This window comes from Flavobacterium sp. (assembly GCF_027484945.1).
In the GTDB taxonomy this organism is placed as follows: domain Bacteria; phylum Bacteroidota; class Bacteroidia; order Flavobacteriales; family Flavobacteriaceae; genus Flavobacterium.
Window position 1 is genome coordinate 17,709 of sequence record NZ_JAIXRZ010000063.1, and the last position, 13,419, is coordinate 31,127.

The 13,419-nt window shown below is 34.6% G+C and carries 11 protein-coding genes; all 11 read left to right on the plus strand.

Annotated elements, in window-relative coordinates; genetic code table 11:
- Positions 1-51: 51 nt before the first annotated feature.
- The 11 genes from recR to Q0039_RS08990 all read left to right on the plus strand — a co-directional run bounded on the left by recR (position 52) and on the right by Q0039_RS08990 (position 13,413).
- Positions 52-672 (plus strand): recombination mediator RecR, encoded by a 621-nt coding sequence (gene recR / locus Q0039_RS08940; protein ID WP_297511823.1) that lies wholly within the window; start codon positions 52-54, stop codon positions 670-672.
- A gap of 67 nt (positions 673-739) precedes the next feature.
- Entirely contained in the window at positions 740-1,519 is a 780-nt protein-coding gene (locus Q0039_RS08945; protein WP_297511825.1) for a polysaccharide biosynthesis/export family protein, read from the plus strand.
- A 9-nt stretch (positions 1,520-1,528) separates the two neighbouring features.
- Positions 1,529-4,003 carry a tyrosine-protein kinase gene (locus Q0039_RS08950; protein WP_297511827.1) on the plus strand — a complete coding sequence of 825 codons (2,475 nt, stop codon included), beginning with the start codon at positions 1,529-1,531 and terminating at the stop codon, positions 4,001-4,003.
- Between the two features lie 2 nt (positions 4,004-4,005).
- Positions 4,006-4,989 carry an SDR family oxidoreductase gene (locus tag Q0039_RS08955; protein WP_297511828.1) on the plus strand — a complete coding sequence of 328 codons (984 nt, stop codon included), beginning with the start codon at positions 4,006-4,008 and terminating at the stop codon, positions 4,987-4,989.
- A gap of 8 nt (positions 4,990-4,997) precedes the next feature.
- Positions 4,998-6,389 (plus strand): UDP-glucose 6-dehydrogenase, encoded by a 1,392-nt coding sequence (locus Q0039_RS08960; protein WP_297511830.1) that lies wholly within the window; start codon positions 4,998-5,000, stop codon positions 6,387-6,389.
- A gap of 11 nt (positions 6,390-6,400) precedes the next feature.
- Positions 6,401-7,678 (plus strand): nucleotide sugar dehydrogenase, encoded by a 1,278-nt coding sequence (locus Q0039_RS08965; protein WP_297511832.1) that lies wholly within the window; start codon positions 6,401-6,403, stop codon positions 7,676-7,678.
- A gap of 1 nt (position 7,679) precedes the next feature.
- Positions 7,680-8,726, plus strand: coding sequence for a dTDP-glucose 4,6-dehydratase (gene rfbB, locus Q0039_RS08970; RefSeq protein ID WP_297511834.1), 1,047 nt, complete (start codon positions 7,680-7,682; stop codon positions 8,724-8,726).
- Positions 8,727-8,842: 116 nt separating this feature from the next.
- Positions 8,843-9,880, plus strand: a complete 1,038-nt coding sequence (locus Q0039_RS08975; protein WP_297511836.1) for a glycosyltransferase — start codon at positions 8,843-8,845, stop codon at positions 9,878-9,880.
- A complete protein-coding gene (locus tag Q0039_RS08980; protein ID WP_297511838.1) occupies positions 9,877-11,034 on the plus strand; it encodes a polysaccharide pyruvyl transferase family protein in 1,158 nt (385 codons plus the stop codon). Before Q0039_RS08975 ends, Q0039_RS08980 begins: the two co-directional genes overlap by 4 nt.
- Complete coding sequence (locus Q0039_RS08985; RefSeq protein WP_297511840.1) at positions 11,031-12,224, plus strand: glycosyltransferase; 1,194 nt, start codon at positions 11,031-11,033, stop codon at positions 12,222-12,224. Before Q0039_RS08980 ends, Q0039_RS08985 begins: the two co-directional genes overlap by 4 nt.
- Entirely contained in the window at positions 12,217-13,413 is a 1,197-nt protein-coding gene (locus Q0039_RS08990; RefSeq protein WP_297511842.1) for a glycosyltransferase, read from the plus strand. The genes Q0039_RS08985 and Q0039_RS08990 overlap by 8 nt, the downstream gene beginning before the upstream one ends.
- The last annotated feature ends 6 nt before the right edge of the window (positions 13,414-13,419 follow it).

The window sequence follows — 13,419 nt, forward strand, 5'->3', positions numbered from 1 at the left end:
CGAAATGTACAAAAATAGTAGTACGATTTTCAAATTATGTACTTTTGTAGCATGGAATTTTCATCAAAATTATTGGAAAAGGCCGTGAATGAAATGGCGCAATTGCCCGGAATTGGCAAACGTACGGCCTTGCGCTTGGTGTTGCATTTACTAAAACAGCCTGCTACACATACTCATTTTTTGGCGGAAGCATTGACCGAAATGCGCGACCAAATTAAATTTTGTCAAAGTTGCCACAATATTTCCGATGTTGCGTTATGCGAAATTTGTAGTAATCCAGCGCGAAATCATCAGATTATTTGCGTAGTTGAAGATGTACGCGATGTTATGGCTATTGAAAATACCAATCAGTTCAAAGGAGTATACCATGTGTTGGGAGGCAAAATTTCACCAATAGATGGGGTAGGACCGAGTCAGTTGAACATTGCTTCGCTAGTTGCGAAAGTGAAATCGGGTACTGTGGAAGAATTGATTTTTGCCTTAAATTCAACCATGGAGGGTGATACCACCAATTTTTATATTTATAAACAAATTAAAGATTCTTCCATAAAGATTGCAACTATAGCTCGAGGTATTGCCGTAGGCGATGAGTTGGAATATGCCGATGAGGTTACCTTAGGGCGCAGTATTTTGCATCGAATTCCCTATGAAAATTCCCTTAAAAATAATTAGAGAAAACTAGGACTTCACTTTTGATATTACATTTGAAAAGTTATCTTTGTTCATTAAAACAAAATTGATGAAAACCAAACTACTGACGTTTTCCGTCTTCTTGTTGTTGCTATTCTCTTCTTGTGTTCCAACGAACGATTTAACATATCTTCAAAACAAATCACCAAAGGTTGAAAATCAAGTTGTAGAGGCTGCTAAACCCTACCGTTTACAAGTAAATGATGTTGTTTCCATCACCATTAAAGCATTGGATGAAAAATTAGTTGAGATATTTAGTTTAACTAAATCAACCGTCTCACCTACGATTGAAAATGTGTATTTTAATGGATATACCGTAGATGATCATGGAAATATTCGTTTGCCTATTTTAGGTGAAGTGAATGTATTAGGTAATACGGTAGAGGAAGCAAGAATAAAAGTTGAGTCAAAATTGTTGAATGAATATTTCAAGAAAGAAGCACAATTGTTTGTGAGTATAAAGTTGGCTGGATTTCGATTTGCAGCCAATGGCGAAGTCAATAATCCGGGATCTAAAGTGTTGTATCAAGATCGCGTAAATATTATTGAAGCATTATCAAACGCAGGAGATATTACGATGGTAGGTGATCGTAAAGACGTAAAAGTATTGCGCCAATACCCTGGAGGAATTCAGACCTATTCAATTGATTTAACGGATGCCGCAGCGATGGGCTCTCCGGTGTTTTACTTACAACCCAATGATTTGATTTATGTAAAACCTTTGAAGCAAAAATCATGGGGTACCGGTGGAACGGGTCGCGAAACATTAACCACGTTGATTACTTCCTTATCTTTAGTGGCCACACTTTTTATTCTACTTAAAAATTAAGATGCTAGAATGTTAGATATTAAAGATTTTGCCTTTTTTGAAAAACAAAATAGTTTTGACTTCAAAGCTTTTTTGATCAAAACCGCAAGCTATTGGAAATGGTTTGTTTTAGGTCTTGGGATTTCGTTATTTGTAGCGTATCAAGTCAATATTCGCAAGCAAAAAATCTATGCTTTAGAGACTACGCTTGCAGTAAAAGAGCAAGAAAATCCATTGTTTACAAATAATACCAGTTTAATTTTTAATTGGGGAGGAACTTCAGATCAAGTGCAAACCATTGCGACAACTTTGAAATCTCGTTCTCATAATGAGCTAGTTGTAGATAAACTTTCGTTCTATGTGGATTATTTGAAAGAAAATAAATATTTTACAGAGGATGTTTATGGTTACACGCCGTTTATCATCAATTTGGATAAAACAAAAGAACAACTTTTTGGGATGCCGATTTCAATAGAGTTTAAAAGCTTAAGTGAATATGAATTATCGGTAGTTTTTAATTCCAATTCGGCGCCATTAATCAACTACAGTACTAACATTAAGTCGAGTCAATCGGTTGTTTCTGGAACTTTTGTAAAACGTTTCAAAGTTGGGCAGCCTGTCCGCATTCCTTTTTTGAATTTTACTTTAGAAATCAAAGACATGCCAGGGAATTATGTAGGGGAAAAGTACCTTGTTAAAATGAATTCCTTTGACGATGTAGTCACTCAGTACCGCAATGTAAAAGTCAATATTGATGAGAAAGCGGGTTCAATTATTAAATTGTCGTTACAAGGGACCAATAAAGCACGTATTGTAGATTACCTCAATGAAACCGTGCGGATGTTGATGAAAAAGCAGTTAGAAAGTAAAAATCTTTTTGCAGAAAATACCATCAAATATATCGACACCACGTTAACATTGATGGAACAAAATTTAAAAGATGCCAATAACGATTTAAAAGATTTTAGTAAAGGGCGCAACGTTATCGAGATTGAAAAGCGGGGAGAAACGTATCAAAATCAAATCCAAGAACTCGACCTTTCGCGCGATTTAATTAAGCGTAAAATCAATTATTACAATGCATTGAGTAATTACTTGATGAACAGCAAAGAATATTCTAAATTACCTGCACCCTCAGTTGCCGGAATTGATGACCCAAATTTGATTAATAGTGTTGCAAAGTTAATTGATTTGTCGGTCCGTCGTTCAGAAATGGCTTATGCAGTAAAAAGTGAAATGATGTTTAATAACATCGATAATGAGATCGCTGCAGTTAAAAAATCTGTTTTAGAAAATGCTGCTGCAGCTAAAAGTGCCATTAGAACAGAATATGATCAGGTGAATTCCAAAATTAGTCAGTCGGAGGGTAGGATTGAACGATTGCCTGAAGAAAGTCAAGATTACCTTCGTATTACGCGAAAATTTAATTTAAGCAATAGTGTTATTGATGCCTATTTACAAAAACGCAATGAAGCACAAATTGTTAAAGCAGCTAATCTTTCCGATATCCATTTTATTGATCCCGCCAAAGATATAGGTGGGGGATTAATTGGTCCGCGAACGGGTGTAAACTATGTGATTGCGCTTTTTGTTGGGTTGTTGTTGCCTTTGTTAATCGTGTTTTTGATTTTCTTTATCAATAATGCTATTCAAAATGTTGAGGATATTAATGCGCTAACCTCAGTACCTTTAATTGGTGTGGTTGGTTTGAAACAGACTTCATCGAATTTAGCTGTATTTGAAAAACCAAAATCGGCATTGTCCGAATCCTTTAGAGCAATTCGTTCTTCTTTACAGTTTTTGTATAAAAAACAACAAAAAGACGGAACTAAAACCTTGATGATTACCTCTTCAGTATCGGGCGAAGGAAAGACATTTTGTTCTATCAATATTGCAACCGTATTTGCCATCAGTGAAAAGAAAACGGTTATTGTAGGTCTTGATTTACGTAAACCTAAAATCTTTGAAGATTTTAATTTGAACAATAAAGTGGGTATTGTAAATTATTTGATTGGAGAAAAATCGTTGGATGAAGTGGTGCAAAAAACCAAAATTCCGTATTTGGATGTGATTTCATCGGGTCCAATTCCCCCCAATCCTTCAGAACTAATTATGGGTGAGTCGATGCGGGAGTTTATAAAGGAATTAAAAAATAATTACGATTATATTATTTTAGATACTCCACCCGTAGGATTGGTTACAGATGCTGTAGAATTATCAGAGTTTGTTGATGTAACGTTATTTGTTATGCGCCAAAATTATACCAAAAAAGACATGGTAAATTTGATTAATACTCGTGTTCAACGGGATGAACTTCACAACGTGAGTATTGTGTTTAATGGATTTGAAAACAAAGCGAAATATGGAACAGGATACGGCTATGGCTATGGCTATGGCTATGGATACGGCTATGGCAATTATTCAAACGGTTATCACGAAGAAGACGCCCCAATGCCTTTACTACAAAAAATAAAAAATCTCTTTTCAAAAAGTAAAGCCAAATAATTATGGGGAACAATGTCCAACCTACAATTTTAATTACAGGTGCGGCCGGATTTATTGGGTCTAATTTGTGTGAATACTTTTTGTCAAAAGATTTCAAAATTGTTGGGTTAGATAATTTTTCAACTGGACATCAGTATAATATCGAACCTTTTTTGAGCCACAATAACTTTACCTTTATCGAAGGAGATATTCGTGATTTTTCAACGTGTCAACAAGCGGTTTCTGATGTCCATTACGTATTGCATCAAGCAGCTTTAGGCTCAGTTCCACGTTCGATTCATGATCCCATTACAACCAATGCGGTTAATGTTACCGGTTTTTTAAATATGTTGGTTGCTTCCCGCGATGCTGGGGTAAAGCGTTTTGTTTATGCAGCGAGTTCCTCAACCTATGGCGATTCTGTTGAATTGCCAAAAGTCGAAGAAGTTATTGGAAAGCCATTGTCACCCTATGCAATAACCAAGTATGTTAATGAACTATATGCGGATATTTTTGGAAAAACATATGGACTTTCAACTATCGGTTTACGCTATTTTAATGTATTTGGCCGAAAACAAGATCCCAGTGGAGCTTATGCTGCTGTAATCCCTAAATTTGTTAAACAGCTAGTTAGAAAAGAGTCACCTGTGATTAATGGCGATGGTTCATTTTCCCGAGATTTTACCTATATTGACAATGTGATTCAAATGAATGAATTGGCTTTGTTTACAACTAATGATAAAGCTATCAATACCGTTTACAACACTGCCGTAGGGGACCAAACTACATTAAATGAAATGGTAACATTGTTAAAATCGTATCTTTCGGTTTTTGACCCTGATATCGCAAATGTTGAAGTGATTTACGGACCCAATCGGGTGGGAGATATTCCGCATTCAAAAGCGAGTATTGAGAAAGCAAAACAATTATTGAATTATCAACCTAACTATCAATTTGCCGCGGGCTTGAAAGAAGCAGTAACTTGGTATTGGGAAAATTTAAAATAAATGACCAAATGAAGATTACAAATATTTGTTGTATTGGTGCCGGATATGTGGGTGGACCTACAATGGCAGTTATCGCCAATAAATGTCCACATATTAAAGTAACCGTTGTTGATTTAAATGAAGCACGGATAGCGCGATGGAATGATGCTGATGTAGATAATATTCCGGTTTATGAACCGGGTTTAGGTGCTATTGTAGCACAATCCCGTGGGAAAAATTTATTTTTTTCAACCGAAGTAGATCAAGCGATTGATGAAGCGCAAATGATTTTTATTTCGGTAAATACCCCAACCAAAACCTATGGTTCAGGAAAAGGGATGGCGGCCGATTTGAAATATATTGAATTATGCGCCCGTCAAATAGCCCGCGTTTCTACTACCGATAAAATAGTAGTTGAAAAATCAACCTTGCCTGTTCGAACAGCTGAAGCTATTAAAAGTATTTTAGATCATACGGGTAATGGAGTGCAGTTCCAAATTTTATCCAATCCTGAATTTTTGGCAGAGGGTACCGCTGTAGCCGATTTATTGCATCCTGATCGCGTATTAATTGGTGGCGGAACCGATGCGTTAGGACAAAAAGCAATTCAATCATTGGTCGATGTATATGCAAATTGGGTACCTACAGATCGTATTTTAACTACCAATGTTTGGTCGTCAGAGTTGTCTAAATTAACGGCTAATGCTTTTTTAGCACAACGGGTTTCGTCTATTAATGCAATGTCAGAATTATGTGAAAAAACAGGAGCTGATGTAAGTGAAGTAGCCCGTGCAATTGGAATGGATAGTCGAATCGGTTCTAAATTTTTAAAAGCCTCCGTTGGTTTTGGCGGTTCTTGTTTTCAAAAAGATATTTTAAATTTGGTTTATATTGCCAAGTCATTCGGATTAAATGAAGTTGCCGATTATTGGGAACAAGTGATTATTATGAATGATCATCAAAAGCGTCGTTTTGCTCGAAATATTGTAAGTACATTGTACAATACAATTGCCGGAAAAAAAATTGCTTTCTTAGGGTGGGCTTTTAAGAAAGATACAAACGATACGCGTGAATCAGCAGCCATTTATGTAGCCGATGATTTGATAAATGAACAAGCAACTATCGCAGTGTATGATCCAAAAGTAAATCTGCAACAAATCCTGAATGATGTGGATTATTTAGAGTCGCGTACTAGTGATGAAAATAAACAAAACATCCATTCTTATACTAATCCTTATGAGGCTTGCAAAGGGGCACATGCCATTGCTGTTTTAACAGAATGGGATGAGTTTACAACCTATGATTGGCAAAAGATTTATGACGGAATGTTAAAACCTGCCTTCATTTTTGATGGCCGAAATTTATTAGAGGGCGATCAATTAAAGTCAATTGGATTTCACTATCAAGGAATCGGATCGTAAATTTTACACCAATGGATATAAAAGTAGGAGTTATTGGTTTAGGTTATGTGGGGCTTCCTTTAGCACGTTTATTTGCTACAAAATACCCCGTAGTTGGATTTGATATCAATCAGCAGCGTGTTGAAGCACTAAATAAGGGTAATGATTTTACGCTTGAAATTAGTTCAGAGCAACTCCATCAAGTTTTAGTAGATGACTTTAATGGCAATAATGGATTGATTTGTAGTTCAAATTTAGACGATTTGCGGCAATGCAATTATTATATTATTACCGTACCAACACCTGTAGATAAGAATAACCGCCCCGATCTTACCCCGTTGTATAAATCGAGTGAAACGGTAGGTAAAGTTTTAAAAAAAGGAGATATCGTTATTTATGAATCTACAGTTTATCCTGGATTGACAGAAGATGAATGTGTTCCGGTTTTGGAACGGGTAAGCGGTTTAAAATTTAATCACGATTTTTTCGCCGGATATTCACCGGAGCGAATTAATCCAGGGGATAAAGAACATACGGTAGAAAAAATTCTCAAAATCACCTCAGGTTCTACCCCTGAAATAGGTGTTAAAGTGGATGCGTTATATAAATCAGTTATAGTTGCAGGAACCCATTTAGCTCCATCGATTAAAGTGGCAGAAGCCGCAAAAGTGATTGAAAATGCGCAACGCGACATTAATATTGCTTTTGTCAATGAATTGGCCAAAATTTTTAATCTTTTGGATATTGATACTCAGGCTGTTTTAGCAGCTGCCGGAACTAAATGGAACTTTCTAAATTTTAAACCCGGTTTAGTAGGCGGTCATTGCATAGGTGTTGACCCATATTATTTGGCTCAAAAAGCACAAGAAACCGGTTATCACCCCGAAATTATTTTGGCAGGTCGCCGTTTGAACGATAGTATGGGTGAATATGTGGCTTCTCGTATTATCAAATTGATGATAAAAAAACGTATACCAGTAGATAATTCCCGTCTTTTAATGCTAGGGATAACGTTTAAAGAAAATTGTCCCGATGTTCGCAATACAAAAATCGTTGATGTTATTAATGCTTTAAAGGATTATGGCGTAAATGTTTCTATCTATGATCCTTGGGCAAATCCTTCAGAAGTTATGCATGAATATGGATTAGCAACTGTTAATCAATTACCCAAAGAGCGTTATGATGTGCTGGTTTTGGGGGTAGCGCATAAAGAGTTTTTGGATTTGGATTTGGAAATTTTGAAAAATCCAAAATCTGTTGTATATGATGTTAAAGGGGTATTGACTTGCCCCATAGATGGTAAATTATAAGATGAAAAAAATTTTAATCACCGGTGGTGCCGGATTTATTGGTTCGCATGTAGTGCGCAGAATGGTAACTCGCTATCCCGAGTATCAAATTTTTAATTTAGATGCGCTTACTTATGCCGGCAACTTGGAAAATATTAGCGATATAGAAAAAGCTTCCAATTATTCCTTTGTTAAAGGGGATATTACCGATGCACATTTTATTCAAAATTTGTTTATAGAACACCAATTTGATGGGGTTATTCATTTGGCTGCAGAATCACATGTCGACCGATCAATTACCGATCCTCTGGCTTTTGTTCGCACAAATGTAATGGGTACCATGACGCTTCTAAATGCGGCAAAAATGATTTGGAATGGAAACTATGAAGGTAAACGGTTTTACCATGTTTCTACCGATGAGGTTTATGGTTCGCTTGGTCAAACAGGGTTTTTTACGGAAACTACGGCTTATGATCCCAATTCGCCCTACTCGGCATCCAAAGCAAGTTCGGATCATTTTGTTCGCGCTTATGGTGAAACGTATGGATTACCATATGTGATCACCAATTGTTCCAATAACTATGGACCCAATCATTTTCCAGAAAAATTAATTCCTTTGTGTATTAATAATATCATTGAAAAAAAACCATTACCAATTTATGGTGACGGTAAGTATACGCGGGATTGGTTGTATGTAATTGACCATGCAATCGCGATAGATTTGGTATTTCATGAAGGGAAAAATCATGAAACCTATAATATTGGGGGCTTTAACGAATGGCAAAATATCGATTTGGTTCGTTTGTTATGTCAAATTATGGACCGTAAATTAGGACGAGCAGCGGGTGAATCTGCGGCCTTAATAACATTTGTGAAAGACCGACCCGGACATGATTTGCGCTATGCTATCGATGCTTCAAAGATTAATTCAGAACTGGGATGGAAACCATCGGTAACTTTTGAAGAAGGATTAGAGCAAACGGTCGATTGGTTTTTACAAAATACAGCGTGGTTGCATAATGTGACCTCAGGTAATTACCAAAAATATTACGAGCAACAATACCAGTAAAAAATCAAATTCAAATTACACAATTAATTACTTGTGATAAAGCACAAATGGTTATAAATTTAAACGAGTAAAGTTCCCGCTAAATGTATATTTAATATAATTTAAAATTGAATTATATGGTTTTAATATCGGTGATTATACCTGTTTATAATTCAGAATACTATATTTCGGCATGTATTGAATCGCTATTGGCACAATCATTATCGTCTTGTGAGTTTATATTTATCAATGATGGTTCAACAGATGGTAGTGAAAGAATACTTGAAAGTTATAAAAAAACGGATAGCCGTATTGTTCTAATTCACCAAGAAAATAAGGGAGTTAGTGCTGCTAGAAATGCGGGAATAAAGATCGCGAAAGGTGATTATGTTGGATTTGTAGACGCCGATGATACCATAACTCTAGATTATTTTGAACATTTGTTTCATAACGCGATTACTTTTAAAGCCGATGTTGTTTTTACATCATTAACACAAGAGCAAGAGGGTTTATGGACTACAATTAATTTTCCTTTTCTAGAAAATCAAATTTTGGACCGCGAATATATTCAGAAAAATATTTTGCCCTACATGATTTCTGAAGATGGTTTAAATTCTGTTTGTACAAAATTGATAAAGCGTGAAATAATTTCTCATAATACACTTTTGTTTCCTTTGGGAATGGCATTGGGAGAGGATGGTTTTTTTAGCAGACAAGTTATAAGTTATGCAAATAATGTAATGTATGTTCCATTTTGTGGTTATCGATATAGAGCGGTAACGGGGAGTGCCACACGAAATTTGTTGCAAAAGGATTATTTCTCAAAAGATTTGGAAATCTATCACTTGGATTATAAAAGTGAACTTCAAATTAACTTAAGTGATGGCGAAATTAATTCCTTAAAGAACATACGTCTATTGGATAAAGTTTATTCAAATGTTATGATTTACTTCAGTAATAATAATGGATTAACTTTCCTAAAAAAATATCAGTATGTTAGAAAAATGCTCTATCATAAAGAGTTAGAAGTCCTATGGAAATCAAGCTCTGCAAAGGATTTTTCAAATCGCGGTGTATTTCAAAAAATAATGTTAATTTGCATGCAGTACAAATTGCTAATTCCAATTTTTATTTTGGTAAAGTACAGCAATTTTAGAAATCGGTATATACTATGAAAATACTTTTATTTTTCCACGGAGGAAGTAAAAATAGGGGGTGTGAAGCTATTATTCGCGCAGCAATTCCCATAATTAAAAAAGCGATGCCTCAAGCAGTAATTAATATAGCTTCTTTTGATCCTGAGTCGGATCAACATTTTGATGGAATTAATACTATTTATGATACCTCATGGAAGCCAATCAAAAGATTTACTTGGCATTGGCTTATTAGTTTTTTTTATGTGAAATTTATGGGTAATGAAGACTATGCGCATAAAGTAATCAATAAAAAGTTAATCGATCTCGTTCCTAATCATGATGTATTTCTTTCGGTCGGAGGAGATAATTATTGCTATGGGGAACAACCGTGGGTCTATGTAATTGATCGATATATTAAATCTGCGGGTAAAAAATTAGTTTTATGGGGAGCTTCAATTGGGGAGGAAGATCTTTCTGAAGCAAAAATTAATGATTTAAAACAGTTTGATTTATTATTGGTTCGCGAGTCTTTAACGTATGAAATTTTAAAAAGCAAAGGAATCACGAAGGTTCAATTGTGTGCCGATGGAGCTTTTATTATGCAAAAAGAAGAATTGCCCCTCCCAGAAGGATGGCAAATTGGAAATACAATCGGATTTAATTACAGTCCACTTGTATGGAAAATGAACCCAAATTCAAAAGACGCAGTAGTTACATTAATTAATCATTTGCTTGCTACAACAGAAATGACCATTTGTTTAACACCTCATGTTATCTTACCCGATAATGATGATTATTTAATGTTAAAAGAACTCAAAGAACTCTTTTCTGATGATCCGCGAATTATCCTTTTGCCTAATAACTTAAACGCACTACAATATAAAGGGTATATTGCAAGAATGCGATTTTTTATTGGGGCAAGAACTCATGCAACTATAGCCGCCTATTCTAATTATGTTCCAACAATGGTTCTGGGATATAGTGTTAAATCAAAAGGAATTGCAAAAGATTTATTTGGCTATGAACGATTGGTTCTGGGATTGAATGAGTTGTCAGATTCAAGTAAAATGTGTACAACATGTGATGCGTTATTACGCGATGAAATAGAAATAAAAACAATTTTAAACAATCGTATTCCTGAAATACAAAAAATGGCATTCAAAGCGGGTGAACTCTTGAGGGAAATACTATGAAAAAAAAACTCCTTTTTGTAATTCCTAGCCTAGATGCCGGTGGAGCCGAAAAAAGTCTAATCACACTATTGAATACAATTGATTATTCGTTGTATGAAGTTGATTTATTGGTTTTTCATAAAAAAGGATTATTTCTTTCATTAGTGCCGCAAAGCGTTTCAATACTAACATTAGAGGGCGACTATGTTGATTTTTCAAAACCATTAGTGCGTTCGATAATTTCATTCATAAAAAAAGGAAAACTGAATTTAGTCATTAATCGATTGTTATTTTTTTTTAAAAATAAAATTGAAAGTAATGTTTCTAAGGCCGAACAAAATACCTGGCGATATATAAAATCCTCGATACCAATAAGCCCTCAAACTTATGATGTTGCAATTGGTGCTTTGGAGAAGACTTCAATATATTTTGCAATTGAAAAAGTTCGTTCAACAAAAACGATTGGATGGATTCATACAAATTATTCAAAGTCGGGAATGCAAAGGAGCTTTGATCTTGATTTTTTTAAAAAATTAGATTTCTTAGTCACGGTTTCTGAGGAGTGTAGCGCTGACTTACATACGGTTTTCCCAGAAATTCAATCAAAAATTAAGTGTATTTACAATTTAGTTTCACCTGATTTAATTAATGAATTAGCCCAACATCCACTTACTGATGCTGCCTATGAGCGTGCTCAGTTTACTATTTTAACCGTAGCACGTTTAAGTAAGGAAAAGGGGATTGAATTAGCAGTTGAAACCTCCTTAGCCTTGCTAAAATTAGGACTTGATTTTAAATGGTATGTTATTGGTGATGGTCAAGAACGGAACCGAATTGAGCAGATTATCAAAGAAAACAAACTTGAAAATGTTTTTGTTTTATTGGGATTAAAAGAAAATCCATATTCGTATATAAAGGCTGCAACTTGTTATGTACAGCCCTCAATTTATGAAGGAAAATCGATTGCTATTGATGAAGCTAAGATATTAGGAAAGCCTATTGTTATTACAAATTTCCCAACTGCAAAAGACCAAATCCAGCACGAACATAATGGTTTAATTTCTGAAATGAATTCAATAGCATTAGCCAATATGATTTTTAATTTGCTTAATGATGTGCAGTTACAGCAACATTTAATTGTAAATTTGAATAAAAGTGAATACGGGACATTAAGTGAAATTGAAAAATTTTATCAATTGTTAAATGACTAATTCTAAAAAGAATTTACTTTTTATCATGAATGATCTGCGTTGTGGCGGGGCAGAAAAATCATTAATTTCATTACTACAAACTATTGATTACAGAAAGTACTCGGTTGATTTATTCTTATTTCAACATCGAGGAATTTTTCTAAATCAAATACCTAAAGCCGTAAATTTATTAGAAGAACCCCACTATTACAAGTATTTTGATATGCCTTTTTCGGAAGTTGTTAAATCGTGTTTTAACAAAAATGGAATTCGTATACTTTTTCTTCGAGTACTTGTTTCATTGTATTATTTACTTGATAAAAACAGTGCACGAGCGGAACAAAAATCTTGGAAAATACTTCGCTATGCTTTAAAACGACTCACTAAGGAGTATGATGTAGCAATCGGTTACTTAGAAAAAACGCCCAATTATTTCTGTGTTGATAAAGTTACAGCCAAACGTAAAATTGGATATGTTCTAAATGACTATGTCAAATTAAAAATGGATCCCTCAGTAGATAAAAACTATTTTGAAGTATTGGATTTTATTGTGGTAGATTCAAAACCAAGTTGGGACATAATAGTTCATCAATTTCCAAATTTTCAACATAAATTTAAAATAATACAAAGTATTATTTCCACCGACTCTATTCAATCACTTGCGAATGAGCAGGTTGCTGATTTTCCAGATGGATTTTCAGTTATTTCTATTGGACGATTAGCCTATCAAAAAGGATATGATTTGGCCTTAGAAGCCATGCAAATAGCGATGCAAAAAGCTAGTTTTAATTGGATAATTTTAGGGGAAGGGCAAGAAAAAAGAGAGTTGCAAGAAAAAATAGCTACTTTGGGACTAGGTCATCGTATTTTTTTTCTTGGAATTAAGGAAAATCATTATTCGTATTTAAAAAAGGCAGATTTATTTTTACATACTGCACGATTTGAAGGGTATGGTATCGTAATTCAAGAAGCAAAGATTTTAAATAAAGCAATTCTTTTAACCGACTTCAATACGGCTACACACCATATTGAACATGAGAAAAATGGCTATATTTGTTCAATGAAAGTGGATGATATAGCAGCATCTATAGTGCGATTAGTTTCAGATACCTCAATTCGAATGCAATTTCAAAAACAACTCGCCTCTAGTTTTTATGGAACAGAAAACGAAATAGAGAATTTTTATACACTAATTGATAGTGAATCTTAATTTTTA

Coding starts and splice junctions, on each gene's coding strand:
- rfbB (WP_297511834.1), top strand. CDS start 7,680: ATGAAAAAAATTTTAATCACCGGTGGTGCCGGATTTATTGGTTCGCAT.
- Q0039_RS08980 (WP_297511838.1), top strand. CDS start 9,877: ATGAAAATACTTTTATTTTTCCACGGAGGAAGTAAAAATAGGGGGTGT.
- recR (WP_297511823.1), top strand. CDS start 52: ATGGAATTTTCATCAAAATTATTGGAAAAGGCCGTGAATGAAATGGCG.
- Q0039_RS08960 (WP_297511830.1), top strand. CDS start 4,998: ATGAAGATTACAAATATTTGTTGTATTGGTGCCGGATATGTGGGTGGA.
- Q0039_RS08950 (WP_297511827.1), top strand. CDS start 1,529: ATGTTAGATATTAAAGATTTTGCCTTTTTTGAAAAACAAAATAGTTTT.
- Q0039_RS08945 (WP_297511825.1), top strand. CDS start 740: ATGAAAACCAAACTACTGACGTTTTCCGTCTTCTTGTTGTTGCTATTC.
- Q0039_RS08975 (WP_297511836.1), top strand. CDS start 8,843: ATGGTTTTAATATCGGTGATTATACCTGTTTATAATTCAGAATACTAT.
- Q0039_RS08965 (WP_297511832.1), top strand. CDS start 6,401: ATGGATATAAAAGTAGGAGTTATTGGTTTAGGTTATGTGGGGCTTCCT.
- Q0039_RS08955 (WP_297511828.1), top strand. CDS start 4,006: ATGGGGAACAATGTCCAACCTACAATTTTAATTACAGGTGCGGCCGGA.
- Q0039_RS08985 (WP_297511840.1), top strand. CDS start 11,031: ATGAAAAAAAAACTCCTTTTTGTAATTCCTAGCCTAGATGCCGGTGGA.
- Q0039_RS08990 (WP_297511842.1), top strand. CDS start 12,217: ATGACTAATTCTAAAAAGAATTTACTTTTTATCATGAATGATCTGCGT.